This is a genomic window from Occallatibacter sp. (assembly GCF_036502485.1).
In the GTDB taxonomy this organism is placed as follows: domain Bacteria; phylum Acidobacteriota; class Terriglobia; order Terriglobales; family Acidobacteriaceae; genus Telmatobacter.
This window is the reverse complement of sequence record NZ_DASXYM010000043.1, coordinates 75,469-95,813: the sequence shown is the minus strand read 5'-3', so window position 1 is coordinate 95,813 and position 20,345 is coordinate 75,469. Positions and strand designations below refer to the sequence as shown.

At 62.0% G+C, this 20,345-nt stretch carries 15 protein-coding genes; 6 read left to right on the top strand and 9 right to left on the bottom strand.

What is annotated here, in order from left to right; translation table 11 throughout:
* The first annotated feature begins 78 nt into the window (after window positions 1–78).
* On the top strand, window positions 79–2,553 hold the full coding sequence (locus VGL22_RS07100; RefSeq protein ID WP_465266207.1) for a protein kinase domain-containing protein: 2,475 nt from the start codon (window positions 79–81) through the stop codon (window positions 2,551–2,553).
* 36 nt (window positions 2,554–2,589) lie between these two features.
* Here VGL22_RS07100 and VGL22_RS07095 read toward each other — a convergent pair whose 3' ends face one another.
* Window positions 2,590–2,766: a hypothetical protein gene (locus tag VGL22_RS07095; protein ID WP_465266206.1), complete on the bottom strand. Its 177-nt coding sequence runs from the start codon at window positions 2,764–2,766 to the stop codon at window positions 2,590–2,592.
* Window positions 2,767–2,873: 107 nt separating this feature from the next.
* On the opposite strand from VGL22_RS07095, the gene VGL22_RS07090 reads away from it, so the two are divergent.
* Entirely contained in the window at window positions 2,874–4,319 is a 1,446-nt protein-coding gene (locus VGL22_RS07090) for a glycoside hydrolase family 125 protein (protein WP_465266205.1), read from the top strand.
* A gap of 127 nt (window positions 4,320–4,446) precedes the next feature.
* Here the strand turns inward: VGL22_RS07090 and VGL22_RS07085 are convergent, their stop codons facing one another.
* Entirely contained in the window at window positions 4,447–6,582 is a 2,136-nt protein-coding gene (locus VGL22_RS07085; RefSeq protein WP_465266204.1) for a beta-glucosidase, read from the bottom strand.
* Between the two features lie 341 nt (window positions 6,583–6,923).
* Between VGL22_RS07085 and efp the strand changes: the two genes are divergently transcribed.
* The gene (efp, locus tag VGL22_RS07080; RefSeq protein WP_465266203.1) at window positions 6,924–7,499 is read left to right on the top strand and encodes an elongation factor P; all 576 of its coding nucleotides are present in this window, start codon (window positions 6,924–6,926) and stop codon (window positions 7,497–7,499) included.
* Window positions 7,500–7,518: 19 nt separating this feature from the next.
* On the opposite strand, the gene VGL22_RS07075 is transcribed toward efp, so the two are convergent.
* Window positions 7,519–7,890: a hypothetical protein gene (locus tag VGL22_RS07075; RefSeq protein WP_465266202.1), complete on the bottom strand. Its 372-nt coding sequence runs from the start codon at window positions 7,888–7,890 to the stop codon at window positions 7,519–7,521.
* A 361-nt stretch (window positions 7,891–8,251) separates the two neighbouring features.
* Between VGL22_RS07075 and VGL22_RS07070 the strand changes: the two genes are divergently transcribed.
* Complete coding sequence (locus VGL22_RS07070) at window positions 8,252–8,824, top strand: DinB family protein (RefSeq protein WP_465266201.1); 573 nt, start codon at window positions 8,252–8,254, stop codon at window positions 8,822–8,824.
* Window positions 8,825–8,949: 125 nt separating this feature from the next.
* Here VGL22_RS07070 and VGL22_RS07065 read toward each other — a convergent pair whose 3' ends face one another.
* The 3 genes from VGL22_RS07065 to VGL22_RS07055 form a co-directional block, all read right to left on the bottom strand.
* Window positions 8,950–9,297 carry an RcnB family protein gene (locus tag VGL22_RS07065; protein ID WP_465266200.1) on the bottom strand — a complete coding sequence of 116 codons (348 nt, stop codon included), beginning with the start codon at window positions 9,295–9,297 and terminating at the stop codon, window positions 8,950–8,952.
* A 121-nt stretch (window positions 9,298–9,418) separates the two neighbouring features.
* Window positions 9,419–11,137, bottom strand: coding sequence for an NAD-dependent malic enzyme (locus VGL22_RS07060; RefSeq protein ID WP_465266199.1), 1,719 nt, complete (start codon window positions 11,135–11,137; stop codon window positions 9,419–9,421).
* Window positions 11,138–11,233: 96 nt separating this feature from the next.
* Entirely contained in the window at window positions 11,234–12,436 is a 1,203-nt protein-coding gene (locus VGL22_RS07055; RefSeq protein WP_465266198.1) for a metallophosphoesterase, read from the bottom strand.
* Between the two features lie 10 nt (window positions 12,437–12,446).
* On the opposite strand from VGL22_RS07055, the gene hemW reads away from it, so the two are divergent.
* A complete protein-coding gene (hemW, locus tag VGL22_RS07050; protein WP_465266197.1) occupies window positions 12,447–13,643 on the top strand; it encodes a radical SAM family heme chaperone HemW in 1,197 nt (398 codons plus the stop codon).
* A gap of 20 nt (window positions 13,644–13,663) precedes the next feature.
* On the opposite strand, the gene VGL22_RS07045 is transcribed toward hemW, so the two are convergent.
* Entirely contained in the window at window positions 13,664–16,249 is a 2,586-nt protein-coding gene (locus tag VGL22_RS07045; protein ID WP_465266196.1) for a glycoside hydrolase family 2 TIM barrel-domain containing protein, read from the bottom strand.
* 466 nt (window positions 16,250–16,715) lie between these two features.
* On the opposite strand from VGL22_RS07045, the gene VGL22_RS07040 reads away from it, so the two are divergent.
* A complete protein-coding gene (locus tag VGL22_RS07040) occupies window positions 16,716–17,159 on the top strand; it encodes a hypothetical protein (protein ID WP_465266195.1) in 444 nt (147 codons plus the stop codon).
* Between the two features lie 55 nt (window positions 17,160–17,214).
* On the opposite strand, the gene VGL22_RS07035 is transcribed toward VGL22_RS07040, so the two are convergent.
* Both VGL22_RS07035 and VGL22_RS07030 read right to left on the bottom strand, forming a co-directional pair.
* Entirely contained in the window at window positions 17,215–19,155 is a 1,941-nt protein-coding gene (locus VGL22_RS07035; protein WP_465266194.1) for a GGDEF domain-containing protein, read from the bottom strand.
* A gap of 117 nt (window positions 19,156–19,272) precedes the next feature.
* Window positions 19,273–20,259 carry a GGDEF domain-containing protein gene (locus tag VGL22_RS07030; RefSeq protein ID WP_465266193.1) on the bottom strand — a complete coding sequence of 329 codons (987 nt, stop codon included), beginning with the start codon at window positions 20,257–20,259 and terminating at the stop codon, window positions 19,273–19,275.
* Between the last annotated feature and the right edge of the window lie 86 nt (window positions 20,260–20,345).

The following is a 20,345-nucleotide window of genomic DNA, read 5'->3' as shown; positions in this document are numbered from 1 at the left end:
CCGGCATTTGCGGAGGTGTGGTTTCCTGCGCATTGGAACGCATTGAATTCGGCGGCAGGTAGACTGGAATCAGCACGCATGGCGAAACGGACGATTGAACAATATGAGATAGTTCGCCGGCTTGGCGCCGGGGGCAGCGGAGTGGTCTACCTGGCCACGGACACGCTGCTGCAGCGCCCTGTCGTGCTCAAGATCCTGCGCACCGGCGCCATGTCCGCGGAGAAGGTACGGTCGACGGTGTTGCGCGAGGCGCGGCTGGCCTCTGCAATTGAGCACCCCAATGTTTGCGCCATCTATGAAGTAGGCGAAAGCGGCGGCGAAGCATACATCGTGATGCAATACGTCCCGGGGCAGTCTCTTGACGTTCTTATTGCGCGCGGCCCGGCCAGGCCGCAGCTTGTGCTCAGCGTAGGTATCCAGGTGGCGGACGGGCTGCAGGCGGCGCACGCGCTGGGCATTTTTCATCGCGACCTGAAACCGCAAAACGTGATGCTGACCGATGGCGGCCTGGCGAAGATTCTGGATTTCGGTCTCGCTCGGCGGCTGCGACCGGAGGATGCCACCTTCGATCCGACCAAGCCATCGCTGGCCAAGGACGCTTCCATAGCGGCCACTTACACGGCGCGGGGCGGCACCATCCGCTACATGGCGCCGGAGCAGTTTGTTACGGGGCACTCAAGCGTCCAGTCTGACATTTGGGCGCTGGGGGTGATTTTGTACGAGTTGGTTTCAGGGCGCCATCCGTTCGCGCGCCCGGATGCGGAGGATTTTCAGGCGATCCGCTCCATTCAGTTTTCCGATCCACCGGATCTGTCGGAGATCGTGCCGGAGATTGCGGCCGAACTCAAGAGCGTAATCGAGACTTGTCTCGAGAAAAATCCATCGTCGCGCTACGCGTCTGCTGCGGACGTGCGTGAAGCGCTCAAGACCATCATGAAGGCGCTGCAGATTGAAACCGGCAGCATTCCGGGTGACGCCGCGGCCAACCTGCCCACTACGGAAGCCGAGGCCGAAAAGCGGACGACAGGTTTTTTGTCGATGCTTGCGGAACGGTTCCGCGAGTCTTCAGGCGACCGCGCGCAGACGAACTCGCTGGTGGTGCTGCCATTCACGAATTTGGGTGCCAGCGAAGTCGCGCCGCTCTACGGCTATGCGCTGGCCGATGCCATTGCGGCGCGGCTGGCGCGCATCCCTGGCCTCGTGGTTCGTCCGTCGAGCACTCTGATGGCGTTGTCCGCGACGCCGCCCGTCGCGCATATGGACCCGTTGCAACTGGGCCAGCGGCTGCTTGTTTCGTTTGTGCTGGCGGGAAGCTTTGTGCGCTCCGAGCAAGGCTTCGATCTGAACTGGCAACTGCTCGAAGTAAGCTCGCAGAGCGTACGCTCGGGCGGAGTGATCCGGGTGCCCTCGCTCGATCTGATCGCGGTGCAGAATGAAATTTCCAATGAAGTGTTCGCGGCGCTGCATGGCCTGGGCGCGGTGGACCAGGTGGACGCGCCCCGCCCGGCCCGCGAGGAGCCTCTTCCCGGCTCGGTGAGCGAGGAATATCTGCAGGCGCGGGCCCTGCTCAGCTCGTTCATGGTGCGCACCGGTTCGCGGGCCGATCTGGATCGCGCGCATGCATTGTTCAGCAGCGTCACCAGCAAAGATCCCGCTTTCGCGCTGGGCTGGAGCGGTCTTGGCATTGCCGAGTTGCAATACGCCCGCCACGGATTTGGCGGACAGAGCCACATCATGCTGGCACGCCGCGCGTTTGAGCAGGCGCTGCATATCGATCCCGCTGCGATTGAAGCAAACCTTTATCGTGTTTACATGCTGCTCTCGCGCGGCGAAAAAGAATCGGCGCGCCACGGCATCCTCAATCTGCTTAGCAATGCAGGCAACGACTGGAACGTACACATGGTGGCGGGCCTGGCGCTGCGCGGGGACGGCATGTACGACGAGGCGCTGCATCAATTCAATCGCGCACTCAAGCTGAACCCGGCCAACGCTGCCATCCTTTATAACCATCGCGCCCGCGTATATCACTATCAGAATCAACTGGAGCTCGCGGGAGACGAGCTTGAAAAGGGCCTGGCGCTGGAACCGCGGCACCCGTTGCTGCGCACCTCATCGGGATATCAGCAGATGCGGCTGGGTAATCTGGGGGCTGCTATTGACATTCTTGAGAGTGTGATTCGCGACGATGACTCGCTGCGCATCGCTGTGCCCACTCTGGCGATCTGCTATGTGCTGGCCAATGAGCGTGCCCAAGCAGCCGCTCTGATGAAGGACGAAACCCTTGCAGCGGCCGAGGCCGACAGCGAAATGGCATATCGACTGGCCACCTACTTCGCGGTGGAGGGCGATGCCACGGAAGCGCTGCACTGGCTGCGCCGCGCCATCTATCTGGGCAACGAGAACTGTCCGTGGTTCCAGAAAAATCCGGCGTGGAACAACTTCCGCACCAATGCCGATTTCGAGCGCATCCTGGAAGACCTGAAGAAGTCGTTCCGCAGAAATCAGAAGACGTGGAAGCGGCTGCTGGAGCAGGTTCCCCGCGAAGCCGAGTGAACGTGCTGATTGAGTTGAACGATTCTGCATTCCTCGTTACATCTTGACGATCAGCGTGAACGCGGCAGACGCGGTCTGGCCCGCGGACATGACCGTGACCTGCGGCATGGAACTGCCAATCGTCCAGGCAATGACGACGCTCGCAACGCAGTAAAGAGCAGGCAGCCACGGTCGATGCGCGCGTGTGCCGGAGAATTCATTTGGCGACTCCACCACAGGCAAGTTCGCATTGAAGTATGGCAGAGAAACGGGCCGGTTGGAACGGAGATTGCGGGGCGGGGCGGCGGGGATTCTATGATGGGAGATCGAGAGACTTCTTCATGGATAAAAACCGCCTGTCGCGTCGTACCGTACTGCGCGGAATGGCATTGAGCGCCGGCGCGGCGTCCTTGCCTTCCGCGATTTCGATTGCCCAGCCAGCCTTTCAATCCCGGCGGCCCGCGCCGGCTGCACGTAAGTTTCGCAGCAAGGCTGTGGATGCGGCGATTGACGCGACGGCCGCGAAACTTCGCGACCCTGAACTCGCGTGGCTCTTCTCAAATTGTCTTCCGAATACGCTTGACACCACCGTCGAATTCGGCAGCTACGAAGGCAAGCCGGACACCGTGGTGGTCACCGGCGACATACCCGCCATGTGGCTGCGGGATTCGTCGGCGCAGGTTTGGCCCTATCTTCAGTTTGTAGCGCAGGATGCGCAACTGGCGCGGCTCATTGAAGGGGTGATTCGGCGCCAGACGCGCTGTATCATCGCCGATTCCTACGCCAACGCCTTTATGCCCGACCTTGCCAGCCGCCAGCCGCTGGAGTGGTCGACGCACGACAAGACGCAGATGCATCCCGGTGTGGGCGAGCGCAAATGGGAGGTCGACTCGCTCTGCTACCCCGTACGCCTCGCCTATCGCTACTGGAAAGAGACGGGCGACTCAAGCCCCTTCGATGCGCGCTGGGCGGTGGCCATGCATGTCATCCTCGAGACGTTCAGAACGCAGCAGCGCAAAGGCTCGAGGGGGCCGTACTCGTTCCAGCGCTCCTCGCCCGCGCCCACCGACACACTGAGCGAGGACGGCTTCGGGAATCCGGCGCGGCCGGTGGGGCTGATTTACTCAGGCTTCCGACCGTCTGACGATGCCTGCGCCTACCCGCTGAACATTCCCGGCAATTTTTTCGCGGTGCGCACGCTGCACCGCATTGAGGAGATGCTGACCCAGATTGCGCGCGATGGTAAGGCGGCGCGTGAGGCGCGCGCCCTTGCCGACGAGATCGAGGCAGCGCTGCAAGCCCATGCCCGTTTGCATCATCCTACCGCGGGCGATGTTTACGCCTACGAAATTGACGGCTTCGGCAATGCTATTTTCATGGATGACGCCAACGTGCCGAGCCTGCTTGGCATGCCGTATCTCGAGTCCTGCAGTATCGAAGACCCGGCGTATCAGGCAACGCGCAAGTTCGTGCTCAGCGACGCGAATCCATACTTCTTCCGCGGCAGTGCGGCCGAGGGCGTTGGCGGTCCGCACATTGGCCGCGACATGATCTGGCCCATGTCGATTATCATGCGCGCGCTCACCACGCATGATCACCAGGAGCAGATCCAATGCCTGCGCTGGCTCAAGGCGTCGCACGCCGGCACCGGCTTCATGCACGAGAGCTTCAACAAAGACGATGCGAAGAAGTTCACGCGTGCGTGGTTTGCCTGGGCGAACACGTTGTTTGGGGAGTTGATCCTCACGATGGGGAGGAACTCGCCCGGCGTGCTCGCGCAAGTTTAGCGCAGTTTTTGAGTTGATGTATCCAGGCGCGCGCCGCGTCAGAACAACAGCAGATTCTCTCGGGAATGACAGAAAGAAAAAGAGGCCGGAGCCTTCGCTCGGGCCTCTTCCCTTTGATACGCGCTGACTACTTCAGGCTCACGGTTGCCTTGAGCGGCAGCTTGTCGCTGGAGCCGCCCACCAGGATGGTGTAATCCCCCGGCAGCAGCGACCAGTCATTCTTGCTCTCGTCCCAGATCGACAGGTACTTCTTCTCGATCTCGACCGTGACCGGCTTCTTCTCGCCTGGCTTCAACATCACCTTGGCGAATCCCACCAGACGTTTCGGGGGCTCCTGCGCGGCGGCAGGCAATGCGGCGTAGACCTCAGCAATCTCCGCACCTTCCCGCGCGCCGGTGTTGGCCAACGTGAACGTGACCTTCACTGTGTCGCCGGCGTCAGCCTTCAGGGCCGAATAGCCGAAGGTGGTGTAGGAGAGGCCGTAGCCGAACGGGAAGAGAGGCTGCTTCTTTTCGGCGTCATACCACTTGTAGCCCACCTTCACGCCTTCGTCATAGGTCACGCCGTAGTCCGGCACCTTCGCTTCGCCTTCCTGTGATGGCGAGCTCCAGTGCATCGCAGGCGGCTTCTCAATGGCCGGCCGCGGCAGATCGGCTTCGGTTTTCGGGAAGGTATTGGGCAGCTTGGCGCTGGGGTTTACGGTGCCAAACAGCACATTGCCCACGGCGTCCGCGCCGGCTGAACCCGAGTACCAGGCCTCGAGGATGGCGGCCGGAGCATCCACCCACGGCATCGTCACGGGGCTGCCCGTCTCCAGCACTACGACGGTGTGCGGATTGGCCGCGGCCACGGCGGCGATCACCGCGTCCTGGTCCACTTCCTTGCCGTCCGCCTTGTACTTTTCAAGCGAGAGGTTGGGCAGGTCCATGCCTTCGCTCTCCCAGCGGTAGGCAAACACAATCGCCACATCGGCGCCCTTGGCCGCGGCTGCGGCGCTCTGCGGATCTGTGCCCACGTCAAACTTCACGGTGGCGTGCGGCGCGCGCGCCTGGATGGCCTTCAGCGGCGACGAGGGGAACCATATTTCTTCCAGCCAATGGGTGGGGCCCTGGCCGAAAGGCTTGAGCGCGTTTCCGCCGATGGGATCAACCTGCGCCGATCCGCCGCCCGAGATCATGCCCACATCGCTGTGCGCGCCGATCACGGCAATGGTCTTCACGGCGCCGGCCTTCAACGGGAGGACGCTGGCTTTGTTTTTGAGCAGAACGATGCTGTTCTCTTCAATCTTGCGCGCCGTTTCCAGACCTGCAATCGGGTCCACTACGTAGCGCTGCCGCGGACGATCGACCACGCCGGTTTCAAACATGGAGCGCAGGATGCGGTGCACGTGATCATCAAGCTCGGTCTGCGGGATCTTGCCTGCTTCCACCGCGGCCTTGTACTTGTCGCCGAACCAGTTGTGTCCCGGCTGCTCGTTGTCGAGGCCGGCCTTAGAAGCCTTCTCAGTGGAGTGCGTGCCGCCCCAGTCGGACAGGACAAATCCCGGGAACTTCCAGTCCTTCTTCAGCACTTCATTCAGCAGCCAGTCGTTTTCGCAGGCATAGTCGCCGTTCACGCGGTTGTAAGAGCACATGACCGCGGCGGGCTTGCCCTTGAGCACGCCGATTTCGAAGGCCAGCAAGTCGCTCTCGTGCGCTGCGCGCTTGTCCACGGTGACGTTGACGAAGTTGCGGCCGCTCTCCTGGTCATTGAACGCGTAGTGCTTGATGTCGCCAATGATGTTCTGCGACTGCGTTCCCTGGATCAGCCGGGCTACCAGTTCGCCGGCCAGAATCGGGTCTTCGCCGAGATACTCGAAGGTGCGCCCGTTACGCGGCTCCCTTGTGATGTCCACGCCGCCGCCCAGGGTCATGTTGAAGCCCTGCGCGCGCAGTTCAGTGCCGATGAGCTTGCCGTATTCGTAGGCTGCGTCGGTGTCCCAACTGGCGGCTGCCGCAACGTTGGCGGGCAGCGCGGTCGAGTAGCGGCCATTCACGCCGCTGGAGCGCACGCCGTACGCGGCGTCACTCATGTCGATGCCGGGAATGCCGAGCCTCGGAACGCCTACGGTGTAGCCCACGCCGCGATTCGATGCGGCGTTTTCCGGCGTGACCGGGTCGTCGGTCGGCATGCCCACGCCATGCAGCAGGGCGACCTTCTCGTCCAGCGTCATTTCCTTCATGACCAGGTCGGCGCGCTCGTCCGGAGAAAGGCTCGTGTTCATCCACGGACCTGTGGGTTTGTGTTGTCCCTGGGGCCGCTGCGCCACCCCGGGAATTGAGATTGTCGCGACAGCACATAGCGTCAGGGCCAATCGTACAAGCGAAGCAGGTCGGAGCGACCGATGCATAAATCCCCCAGTGGTAAAACGTTTGTGTGAACCGCTCCAATTCAACTACGCCGCGCCCGCGCCCGGCAAGTGGGAATCCGATTCTTTACCAAAATTAAGGTTGAACCTGGCTCACCTTTCCCTCAGCCTGGCCGAGCGGACCCGTTTACCATGGAGAGGACCGGATCATTCGAAATTCGACTGACCACGACTAATCACCGACTACTGAGGAACCAATGGCCGCACTCATTGATGCCATCGACGTCAAGCGCAAAATGTACTTTGAACTTGAAAACGTGCCGTATCTCTGCCTGGACGTGGAGGTCTCCACGCCCACGGCTCGCGGCGGCCAGACGCTGGTCCGGCTCAAGATGCGCAACCTGCTTACGCGCGCCGTTTTCGACAAGACCTTCAAGGCCAGTGAAAAGTTCAAGGAGCCCGATCTCGAAGATGCGGAAGCGTCCTACCTTTACAGCGACGGCGACGGCTCCTACTTCCTGGATCAGACCACGTTCGAGACCATCATGCTGGGCAAAGAAAAGCTCGGCGACGCCCTCGATTTTCTGACCGAAGGCATGATGATCAAGCTCGAGAAATTCAACGGCAACGCCATCGGGATCCAGTTGCCGCAGCAGGTCGAACTCAAGGTCGACTACACCGAGCCGGGCGTCCGGGGAGCTACCGCTTCCGGCGGCAACTCGAAGCTGGCCAAGCTTGAGACGGGCATCGAAGTCAAGGTTCCGCTCTTCATCGAAGTAGGCGATGCGGTGAAGGTGTACACCGAAACCCGCGAGTTCGCCGGGCGCGCCTGATTGCCGATGTGCAGACCGTCTACCGGGCGGCGCACGCGGCCCGCAACTGCTCGGCGCCAGACGCGAATACGGTAAGAGCGATCCGCCCAATGTGCAGGCAAGGGCTTTCTTTCTGGCTGCGGGCGCATTGCCACAACCGCGTCAGATCGATGTGGCCGCGCTTGTTGATGGACAACCCGCAGCTCACCAGCGCGACATACATCTCAAGAGAGGCGTCGCATTCGAACTCGAACAGGATGCTCAACTCCGTTGCGTCGGTCGAAGCGCTGAGCATCCAGCCTCCGCACTCCACAATTGCCGCCGCGAGCCGCTGCGCAAGCTCCGGCAAGTCCATCCACGAGGCTGCGCGCACGGCGATCGCCGCAGGCTCAGCCTGAACAATCTGGAACATACACAAGCCTCCGCAAAACCGGGCCGGTTGGATGGTTTCCGATCTCTCATGGGGGTGAATAGATCGCCGAGGAACGCCGACCTGCACTTCAGCAGCAGGCTGGCTCCCTCATTCTAGGCAGACCTCTTCCGACCTCAACCAGAATGTGCGCGGCGATTCTTCGGCGAGTTCCGATATGGAACACGCAGCCGGTCCGGTTTGCTTTTAAAAACTGCTTCCTCGAACAGAGCTGTCTGCAGGAACGCCGGCCCGGTGGGTCGTCGCGAAGGTTTGCAGGGCCAGCCAGCGCGTGCGGGCTGGAGTTCGGCTTACCCAGCTTTGATATCCTGATGCCTCTTGTTTTCGACCGATGGGGGTTCGCGTGAAAAACAAACTCTGTACTCTCTTTGCCGGCTTGATGGCTCTTCCCGTCACCCTGCTCGCACAACTGGCTTCACCGGCCGCGCCCGCCAACCCGATCACGGCCAGCGAAAAGGGCCTCTATTCGTTCATGAGCGGCGCAGCTCTCCGTGCCGCCGAGAAGATGCCTGAAGAGAATTATGGATTCAAACCGACGCCGGAGGTGCGCAGCTTCGGGCAACTGGTTGGTCACGTGGCAGACGCCAACTACATGTTCTGCTCCCTGGCCGTGGGCGAAGAAAATCCGATGAAGGGGATTGAGAAATCAAAGACGTCGAAGGCAGACCTGGTGGCGGCATTGAAAGATGCGCTCGCCTACTGCAACAAATCGTTCGAAGGCATGACCGATGCCAAGGGCAGTGAGATCGTGAAGTTTATGGGCCGCATGGACATTGCCAGGCTCACCGTGTATTCACTGAACACCGCGCATACCGATGAGCACTATGGAAACATGGTGACCTACATGCGCCTCAAAGGGATTGTCCCGCCAACCAGCGAGTCCGAGCCCGCACCCGCGCCCAAGAAAAACCCCTGAGGCTCATGCTCAGTGTTCCGCGTGACCAGCTTGCAGCACGGGCTGGCCGGTAGTGTGATCTGCCCCAAGTCTCCATTCGGACAGCTGGGGCAGACTGTTCCTGGGGCCCGCGCCTGACCTGCGGGTCAGCGCGGTACCACTATCTGGAAGATCACTCCGGCGCCATTGGCGAGAACGTATTGCCCATCGACATCGCGCCATTCATATCCAGAGGGGGGATGGCGCAGGTGATGGGCTTGCCAGTCGTCGACGCGACGTCCGCGATCCCAGTCCTCGTGGCGCATGTGCTCGCCCTTTCTCCATTCATCGTGATGAACATACTTGTCGCGATGGTCATTGTCGCGATGGTCATTGTTGCGGTGGTCGCTGTCGCGGTGCTCCTGATCGTCGTGGTGATCCTGTGCAATGACCGGTACGCCCGTAAAGGACAGGGCCAGAGCGCTCACTGCAAGAGTTTTCAGCAACGGTCTCATTCCTTAGTCTCCTCAGGATGTCTGAAGGGGGCGGGCGGCCGATGGATGCTCCCGCACTCTGGTTTGGATTAGAGTGCGGTCGAGCTTTGTGGTCCGGCGGAGCCTACGATCTCGTCATCCTTCAGGCGCAAGTCTGGACGAGCTCGTAAGGCCGATACACCGGTTGCCACACGTACGCGTCGAGTTCTGATTGGACATGGTCGATCGGCAGATCTGAGGCGCCTTCGGCGATCGCGGCGGCGGCGACGGCCTGCGCCACGGCAAGTCCCACCTTGCGTGAGTCGGCGACGGGCGGCAGGAGCGCGCCATCGGGATTTTGCACCGCCGGGGAGAGCGAGGCCAGCGTTCTGGCCGCGGCCATAATCATTGCCTCGGTTACGCGCCGCGCCCGGGAAACGAGAATTCCCAGCGCCAGTCCGGGGAAGATGTAGGAGTTGTTGGTCTGCGAAATCCGCACGGTGCGGCCGTCCACATCGACCGGCGCGAACGGACTGCCGGTGCCAATGAGGGCTTTGCCGCCGGTCCATCTCAGCAGATCGGCCGGCACCGCCTCCGACTTCGACGTGGGGTTCGACAAGGGCAGAATCACCGGGCGCTCCGCGTTCCGGGCAATTGCGCGGATAACTTCTTCAGTGAACGCCCCGGCCTGGGCAGAGGTCCCCACCAGGACGGTGATCCTGGCGTTGCGCACCGCATCCAGCAACGAGATCGGCCCGTCTCCGCTGAGGTGCCAATCCTTCACGTCCTGCTGACGGCGCGCCAGCGGCATCTGGCTCGCGCGGAGGGCGGGGTCGCCCTCCACCATCAGGCCGTGGCGATTGAACGCGTAGATGCGCTCGCGGGCTTCGGTCTCAGTCAGCCCGTCCGCCTTCATCGCGGCGACCAGCAGTTCAATGATGCCCACACCAGCTGACCCCGATCCGAACATGGCAATGCGCTGGTCCTTGAGCGGCACGCCGGTGGCGTGCACCGCGGCCAGCAAGGTTCCGGTGGTCACCGCCGCGGTCCCCTGGATATCGTCGTTGAAGGTGCACAGCCGGTCGCGATACCGCTTGAGGATCTTCAGCGCGTTCTCGCCGGCAAAGTCCTCCCACTGCAGCAGGATGTTGGGCCAGCGCCGCATCACGGCCGCAACGAATTCCTCAATGAAGTCGTCATACTCGGGCCCGCGCACGCGCTGATGTTGCCAGCCAACATAGATGGGGTTGTCGAGCAGAGCCTGGTTGTCCGTGCCCACGTCCAGCAGAATCGGCAGGCAGTGAAAGGGAGGGATCCCGCCCAGCGCCGTATAGAGCGCCATCTTGCCGATAGGGATACCCATGCCGCCCGCGCCCTGGTCGCCCAGGCCCAGGATGCGCTCCCCATCGCTGACCACGATGCAGCGGATCTCGTCGTAGCGCGGATGGGCCAGCATCTCGTCGATGCGGTGCCGGTTGGGATAGCTGATGAAGAGCCCCCGCGGCTTGCGCCAGATTTCAGAGAAGCGCTGACACCCCTCGCCCACCGCCGGCGTGTAGACGATGGGCAGCAGCTCTTCAACGTAGTGCTCCATCAACGAGTAGAACAGCGTCTCGTCGCTGTCCTGCACATCGCGCATGAGGGTGTATTTGGCGAAACCGTCGGGCTGGTTGTCGAGAGCCTTCTTGCGGCGGTCGCGCTGATCGTCGAGCGTGCCCAGGTGGGGCGGCAGCAGTCCGTGGAGGCCGAAGATATCGCGCTCCTGCACGGTGAAGGCGGTCCCTTTGTTCAGGAGCGGATGGAGCAGAAGATCGTAGCCGGTGCGGTGGGTGCGGACGATTTGCGGGGCTGCGGGGGAGGTGTTGCGAGGCTGATCAGACACGGCGGTTCCTATGTGATTCGGATTCAGAACACCCAAATCGTACTTCCGCTATCTTCTATGAGCAGCGACATACATCACACCCCTGTGCCCGTCGCCTCACGCGAATGTGATCAGCACCACCTCGGGCGCTGTGCCCACGCGCATGGGCGGACCCCAGGTTCCGGCGCCGCTCGAGGTGAGCACCTGCAGCCGCCCGAACTCTTGCAGCCCAAAGGTGAACCGGCCGAAGGCCCGGCGCGCAAACCATGTGAACGGATAGACTTGCCCGCCGTGCGTGTGACCCGAGAGCTGGAGGCTGACGCCCGCCTTCTCGACCAGCGGAAGCCGGTTTGGCACGTGGTTGATGAGGATGCTGGGCTGCTCGGGCTTAAGCTGCAGGCTTTCAAGGAAGTTGGCGAAATGGGCCGGGTACACGGACTCGGCATACGGCACGCCGATGATCTTTACCCCTTCCACATCAACAACTTCGTTGCGCAGCACGCGGATTCCGCCGTCTCGCACCGCGGCGCAGTAGCCAGCCGCGTCGCCGTAGTCTTCGTGATTGCCCTCGGAGAAGTAGACGCCGAGGGGCGGCTTCATCTCAAAGAGGGGCCGCGCCAGGCGCTCGGCATCCACCGTGGATCCGTCGTAAAGGTCACCTGCAATAAAGATGATGGAGGGGTCAAGCCGGCGGGCAATCTTGAGGATGCGGCGCGAGAATCCGGCGCCATTCACGTGGCCGAGGTGGAGGTCACTCACCAGCATGGCGTTACGGCCGCGCCAGGAGTGCGGCAGATTGGGCAGCTTCACCGTCACGCGCCGCTCTCGGATGAGGCGTGCGTTAACGAATCCGCACAGCGACACAGTGATAGCTATGCCGAACAGAATGATGGCTATCCACGGCCTCACTTCAAGTGAAGCATGAGGCATAGTGAGGCGCAGAAACAGGTCAGCTGGCCAGCACAGGCAGGCTGCCCAGAAGAGGAAATTCAGGCATCCGAGCCAGATGGCGGCAAGCTTGTAGTACACAGCGATAAAAGCGTTGGTGTACCGGAACCCGAGCATGGAGGCGGAGGTGAAGCTGACCGAAAGCACCAGCAGAACGGCAGCCAGCGGAGCGGAGACCGAGCGATCCAAGGACCAGAACGACTTCCATGTGACAAAGAGGAGTCCGTGCCCCAGAAAAAGAATGCTCTGCATGATAAGGATGGCGCCGATGGGCCAGGAGGTGCGTCTGCTTTGATTGGTGGCGCTCGTCGGCAGGGCGGCGGACGTCGCCACACTGGGCTGCACGTCTGAGCCCGTGAAAGAATGATCCATGATGGAATGGATGCCGGATTCTGCCGTTGGTCTCTACGTTTCCGTGCCTTTTTGCAAGTCGAAGTGCACTTATTGCAATTTTGCGTCGGGAGTGTTTCCGGCGGATCAACATGCGCAATATATTTCCAGGGTGATTGAAGAACTGAACGCGGCCGGCGAGTGGGCTGGAGGGCTGGGTCTGGAGCTGCCGAGCCGGGTTGACACCATCTATCTGGGCGGAGGAACTCCGTCGCTGCTGGAGCCGGAACTGTTCGATGGGCTGTTCGCGGCGATCCGGGCGAAGTTCGCTGTGGATCCGGACGCGGAGATCACCGTAGAGTGTGCGCCGGGGCAGTTGGGCGATCCGGTTCTGGATGCCATGCTCAGCGCTGGTGTGAACCGGGTCAGTTTGGGCGTGCAGTCGTTCATCGACAAGGAGGCGCACGAGAGCGGCCGCCTGCACAGCCGGGCGGTGGTGTTGGATGATTTGCGGCGGCTGCGCGACATGGGAATCAGCAACCTGAATGTGGACCTGATCGCAGGGCTGGCAGGGCAGACGTTCGCTTCCTGGAATGAATCGCTGGAGGTACTGCTCGAGTCCGGCGTGCCACATGGCAGCGTGTACATGCTGGAGGTGGATGAAGATTCGCGGCTCGGGCGCGAACTGATGTCAGGAGGCGCGCGCTACCGGGCCGGCCTTGTGCCGACCGACGATGCCATCGCGCAGATGTACGAAACGGCGGTTGCGCACCTGGAGTCCGCTGGAGTGCGGCAGTACGAGATCTCCAACTTCGCGCGCGCCGGGTTCGAGTCGCGGCACAACCTGAGGTATTGGCAGCGGAGGCCGTACCTGGGGCTGGGGCTAGATGCGTCGTCGATGCTGCGGGAGGACGGGGGCGAATTGGTGCTGCGGGCGACGACCACGGATGATCTGAAGGGCTACCTCTCTGGAGACCTGTTCCGCGAAACGACCTGGCTCAGCCCCGCCCGGCAGGTGGAAGAAGCGTGGTTTCTGGCGCTCAGGACGAATGCCGGCATCGACCCCGAAGAGCTCCAAGAGGAGTTTGGAAGAGAACTGGTGGCGGCATCCGTCGAGGTGGCCGGGAGGCTTGCCGGAGACGGATTGCTGTTGCGCGAGGAGGGTCGATTCCGGCTCACTCCCCGCGGGCGGATGGTTTCGAATGACGTGTTTCAGGAATTTCTGGCGGAAGCCGAAAGCGTGGGCTGATCCGCGGGGTGGACCGTCGTTCAGCGCAGTTCCTGGCGCGGTTGTGCGGGACGGGCGTCGAGGTTTAAGGAAGCGTCGCTCAGGCCGGGGCTCTTCGCGGTCAGCTTGATTTCCCCTGCCTGCCTGGATGTGCGAATCACAAGCAGCGCGCGGCCCTGATAGAGCTTGCGCCGATCGCTGCTGTAGCTGTCCGGGTCCTGGGCATCTCCATTGCCCACCGCTGCAATGACGCCGTGCCCGCTGATCGCAAATTGAACGTTCTTGTCGGCATGCAGATCGGGCCGGCCCTCGGCATCCACGGCTTCCACCGTGATGAACGAGAGGTCTTGTCCGTCGGCATGCAGGACGGTTCGATCCGCTGTGAAGCGGAGTTTGGCAGGCTGCTGCGCGGTGGCGAGCACGCTCTCCGCGACCTTGCGGCCCCCGCGCAGTCCCACGGCCTTCAGCGTGCCCGGCGCATAGGGAACGGAGAACACAGCCTTGAACTCCTGCTCGCGGCCGGTATCCTTCTCGCCCAACAGCTTGTCATTGAGGAAGAGCTGGACCTTTTCTGCGCCGGAGTAGACTTCCACGTCAAGCTGCTTGCCTTCCTGTCCCGGCCAGGTCCATGAGGGCAGCGTGGGATAGGTAGCCCACATGATGGCTATGATCTCTTTGCCATCCGGCGCGGGCTGCCTCACCGTGGCGTATACGCGGTCGCCGCCGTTCCAGATGATGTCTCGATAGTAGGATTGCGGCTTGCGGTAACCGGTCAGGTCGAGGTCGCCGCAGACCGCGGCGTGCCATGGATACGGATGATTGAATATCTCCATCATGGCCTTGGCGTTGGGATCGGAGTTGTTCTTCGACATCTCCGCCATCGCGTCTTTGCCTTCCGCCATGCCGGCGAATAATTGGTCGATCATGCCGGTGCCGGCCATCATGTTCTGCACCGCCGGCGCCAGCTTGGCCTGTTCCGGAGTGCCGTACATCCAGGCGCCGATGCCCGACTCTCCCAGGTAGTCCATGGCCGTCCAGGTGAGGTCGCCCAGGATGTAGGAATTGTCGTGCGAAACCTGCCAGAGAGGGAACGCTTTCGTCGGCCATGACTCTGTGGTCAGCATCATGCGCGCCGGCAACTGCTCGTGGTCCTTCTGGTAGCTATAAAGAATGTTGTAGTTGTACCCGGTGATGTCGAGCAGCGAGAACACGGCCTGCGCAGTGGGCTTGGTAGTTGTGCCGGGAAAAGCCAGAGTGAGCGGACGGGTGTTGTCGAGGGCGCGCACCTGGTCGGCAAGCTGCTTGCCCAGCGCCGCGCCGCTTTCCACTTCGAGTTCAGGGATCTCATTGCCGATTCCCCAGATCACGATAGAGGGGTGATTGCGATCCCGCAGCACCATGGACGAGACGTCCTCCTTCCACCATTGGTCGAAGTCGCTGCCGTAATCGAACTTGACCTTGTGCGCTTTCCATACGTCGAAAGGCTCATCGAGGACCAGCAAACCCAGGCGGTCGCAGGCGTCAAGGAACGCGGAGGAAGGCGGATTGTGCGCGGTGCGCACCGCATTCATGCCGGCGGCTTTCAGCAACTCCACGCGGCGCTCTTCAGCGCGATCGAAGGCGACGGCGCCGAGAGGGCCGTTGTCGTGATGAACGCTGCCCCCGGTGAGCTTGATGGGCGTGCCATTGAGCAGAAGGCCCTTCTCTGCCGACCACGCAAGCGACCGGATGCCGAAGGGGGTAGTGACCTGGTCAACGACCTTACCGTTTTGGAGAATTTTTGACACTGCCCGGTACAGCGCGGGTGACTCCGGAGACCAGAGCGACGGATTCGCAACAGCAATGTCCTGCGCCGCTTCGTCCTCCTTGCCCGACGGGATGCTGAGCTTGGATTGCGTGCTGCCGACTTTCTTTCCGGCTTTGTCGAGCAGTTCCGTCTCCACCGTCACGCCCGCCGCATCGGAGCCCTCATTCACGATCCGGGTGCGGACAGCGACCTTCGCGGAGGTGGTCGTTGCCTCTGGCGTGGAGACAAAGACGCCCCAGTGCGCCACATGAATGGGATTGGTGACCACGACGCGAACATGGCGGTAAATGCCTGAGCCGCTGTACCAGCGGCTGTTCGGCTGGGCCGAGTTGTCCACGCGCACGGCCAGCACATTGACGCCGGTCGGGTTCAGCTCCGGCGTGAGATTGAACGTGAATGCGGTGTAGCCGTAAGGGTGTGTCCCCAGCTTGTGCCCGTTGAGATACACGGTGGCGTCGCGATATACGCCATCGAATTCAACGCTCACGCGTTTGCCCTTCCATTCGGCAGGAACCTGGAACGACTTGCGATACCATCCGATGCCGCCGGGAAAGAACCCTGCACCTGCGCCGCTAGGGTTGTCTTTCTCGGGCTTGCTCTCAATGCTCCAGTCATGGGGCAGGTCGACCGCGCGCCAGGACAAATCGGCGAACGAAGGAGCTTCCGCTCGGCTCGGATCACCCAGGAAGAATTTCCATCCCGCATCGGCATCCAGTTCCTGCCGGGGTGAGCCGGCGCTGGCGGCCGTTGCTGATGGAAGCGGCGCGAAGCACGCGAGGGCGACGGCCAGGGCGATCAAGGTGCGGGACAGGGCTTTCATGCGGTCCTCTTGCTGGTTGGCTTCGTGGAGGTTCTGTTATTGGCGGACGCGCTCGCGTCCGACGTAGCAGGGAGTCGCAGCTGCACGACGGGTAGGGCTGATTTCAAAAGACAATCAATTTATATACACGCACCGAAACACTCTCGTCGAACGAAAAACGGGAGGACCGGCGCGGCGTGACTACTACTAGAGTTGGTCGATCATTCCGCAGAGGACGTTCGCGCCAGCGGTCGCAGTCCGGCGTGCATGCGCGGTGCACGGCGGCGGGTAGGCCCGACAGCGCTGCCTGCTAGAATTTCCATGCTTTTCAGTACCCAGATTTCGCGCCGGACTCGCCGGCGAAACCGCGCATAACCCAGATCTGCGAATCAGCCGGTTCAGAGCATCGACTGGGCCTCTCCGGGGTTCTGCCGTTTCCTCGGCATGGAACGTGCAAGTGGCACTCAAGCATAAAGGAGAATCTCTCATGCCCATCGTCAAGTACCTCTGCGATCTTTGCCACACTCACCATCACCCGGGCGGACCGCATCGGGACTGGGAGAATCACCCGTCGTGGATTGCGGGGATCGAATCCCTGCAAGCCTATGGCGCGTGGGTGAGCTCGGTTGTGCTGCCCATTGCATTCCAGTGGATTGAGGAGCACAGGGCAGAGGTCTACGCCGGGGTGCCGGAGGAGCTCAGGGACGATGTGGGTGTGGTGATTGCGGCGGCGTTCAAGCTGGTGAAGGGACTCCCCGCCTACCAGAACGGGATTGCCAGGACGGCGGAGTATGAGGCCGCCATGGCGGCCGCGGATGCCGATGCGTCCAGGATCAATCCGGTGTGGTCCGGCATTACCAGGAAGGTGAGAGCCAGCACGCAGGAGGCGTTCGCGGAGCAGGCGTCGGTTCTGGGAGATCAGCCTGAATGAGGGAATGAGCTAACCGCGGTGGGGCCCTGCAGAAGGCGGGGGCCCTGCCGCGGGGTTATCGTTCGCAGAGCGAGGGGTCCATCTGGGCCTGGAACACGCGGTTGCGCCCGCTGTTTTTGGCGTCATAGAGGGCCGCATCCACCGCGCGAATGACTGCTTCGGTTTCGCAGTGAGGCGGAAAATCCGAAGCGACGCCGAAGCTTGCAGTTACGCGCAACACCGTGTCGGCGGCGGTGATATGCGCCGATTCCACGGCCTGCCGCAGTTGTTCGGCCCGTGCCAGGGCGCCTTCAATCGCGCAACTGGGCAGGATGACGAGAAACTCCTCGCCGCCGTACCGGCCCACGCAGTCATAGGCTCGCAGAGAGCGCGTGAAGATGGCGCTGACATCCCGCAAAACATGGTCGCCTGCTACGTGGCCAAATGTGTCGTTGACCTTCTTGAAGTAGTCGATGTCAATGAGGATCACGCTGAGAGACACCCTTTCACGCGATGCGCGAAGGAGTTCTTCCTCGAGGCGCTCAACGATGGCGCGGTGATTCCAAAGGCCGGTCAGACCGTCGTGCTCGGCCTGGTGGCGCATGCGCTTGCTTTCATGGATCAGCTCCACCTTCTCCCGCTCCAGGGCATCGCGGCGGCGCTGGTCTACGCGAACGCTATTGAAGACGGCGTACATAATGGCGACGAAGAGAAGTGCTCCGGCAAGCGAGGACAGGGAGATGCCATTGCCAGCGATTGAAAACAGGGGTGCATCGATGTTCTCGGCGATGGACCAGCCGGTGAACTGGCGGCCTTGTTTGACCACGTTGCTGAACTCCATCATTAACTCGTCGAGCAGGGCGAGGATGGCGACCAGCCAGCGGGCGGAATCGAACTGGCGACGCCGGAAGAAGGCATAGCTCACCAGGACCAGGGGAAATGCTTCCAGCAATACGGAGGGCACGGTAGAGACGGCATCGGCGATCCGGGCGAAGCGGGTCCACTGCGGATTCCAGCTAAGGGCGATCAATGCGCCGTCCAGGGTGGCATTGACGACATGAATCAGAGCGAGGATGCGCGTGAGGCGGCAGAGTCTGCGGTTTTGGTGGAGAGGAAGCAGCCACAGGAGCAGAAACCACAGAGACACATCCTGCACGATGACGATGGGTTGTGCCGCTCCCATGGCCACAACGTAGGACAAGCCCAGATGGGCGTTCAGGAGGATGAGATAGGCCGGGGACGCTATGGCGAAGCCGGCCGTCCAGAACAGGACGCGGCGGCTGGGTACGCGCAGCCAGAGCAGAAGGCTGAGAAGACCAATTACAGCGCAGAGCAGGCTCTGGGCGAAGAGGAACTGCCGGCTGCGCAGCCATTGGAACTCGCTCGCTTGCTGCGCGGCTGCAATGGCGTCGGGGCTTCCGATCAGAGGCGCGGCGCCAAAGCCACCGGCCTCGCCGGAGTCGTCGGAGAGCAGAGGAGCTTTCCAGACGCGGATGGCCAGTACGCCTTGCTGCGCCTGACGGTTGATGGGGCCGAGATCGAAGACCTGCGCCGGCTGCGAGAGCTTTCGGACCGGCCCTGGGGGGACCTTGCCGTTGCGGCCGATGAGCGCGCCGTTCCAGTAGACCTCGTAGGCGTCTCTTATCTTTGGCACCAGCAGGGCGAAATGCGGCGGCAGGCCGGGAGCGGGGGTGAGCGCGATGTTACAGCGATACCAGGCAAAGCCGGTGAGATTGCTATGTCCCTGGCGGCCCCACGGCTCGTCCGCGGTGAGTTGTTCCCAGCCGGAGCTGTTGAACATGGGACTGTCCCAGGCGAGGTCGTCACCGGGGTGGAATTGCCATGGGCCGCTGAGCGTGACCGTTCCCTTGCCGAGCCCCTCGATGACCGTGGGCACGTCCGGCGCGATTCTTGCGGTCGCCTGCTCCGCGCGGAGGCAGAGCGCGGAGAAGACAAGCACAGCCATCGCAGCAATGCGGCGGAAAGGAAGATGGCGTGGGGACATCATGCTCAGCATACATATTCATCGGCAATTTGTATGGAAAATCTGAGCAGTTTCCATGCTGGCTCAATCGAAGGCAGAGCCTTCCATTCCTTATAAGTCGCGAGTCGGCAGAGTCAGGCGGGGCGAAAGCTACCAGGCGAACCGGTCGTCTGCCGAGAGGAAGGCGGCGGGGGCGGGTTTGGCATGCGGGAGGTCGGCGGCACACTGGATCGTCTCCGGGCCCGTCTCGCGAGCAAGACGCAGAGCTTCCTCTGCTTCCCGCAGTACGACAACCGGGGAGCGCCCGTTGCTGGGTGCGATGCCGAAGCAGGCTGTGAGTCGCACCGCTCTTGCCGCGACCGAAAACGGCGTCCCGAAGACTTCGCCGCGTATCCGCTCCGCCAACAGAACCGCGTTGATGGGGGTGCAGCCGGGCAGACCGGCCAGAAACTCGTCTTTGCCCATGCGGCCGAGCAGGTCATAGCTGCGCAGGAGCCGGGAGACGCGCTCGGTGACATACACGAGCAATTGATCGCAGGCGTCGGGTCCAAGCCGCGCGTTCCAGTGCCCGAAGTCGTCAATATCGAACAGGATGAAACACAGCGATGTGTTCATGCGCTGGACGCGGTCGGTCTCCCGGAAGAGCAGTGACAGGATGGCATCGCGGGTGTAAACGCCGGTGAGCCGGTCGGTGTGGTCGTTGCGCGCGAGCAGATCCTGCAAGGATTCGAGTTCCTGCTCGCGACGGTGCGCACGGAGAATCCTTCCCAGGCGAACGGAAAGCTGATCGGCCGGCAGCGCGGTAGGAAGCAGGTCATCGAGAACGCCCTCCTCGAGCCGATTCTTAGAGTCCTCCGAGACAGTGTCTGAAAACAGGACAATTAGCATGCGATGGTCGGCCTCGGCACGGGCTGCAGCCAGCAAGCGACCCAGGTCGAGGCCCGGCAGGCGAGCGTCGATCAGCGCCATTTGCGGCGCAGCTGCAACGTCGACCAGCCTCAGTGCCGCCAGCGCTGCCTCCGGTGATAGAACGATGCGAACCTCAGCTCCAATTGCAACGAGGACCGGCTCCACAGCCGCAAGGAACGCGGGCTCATGAGAGGCCAACAGGTATGTGTTTTTGAGCGTGTGCGGCATGGGAAGCAAGTCCTCGATGGGGAAAGTATCGGCGGGGATTAGAAAAACCTTAGGAGAGAGGGGATCGTAAAGGAATGGTGGCAAAC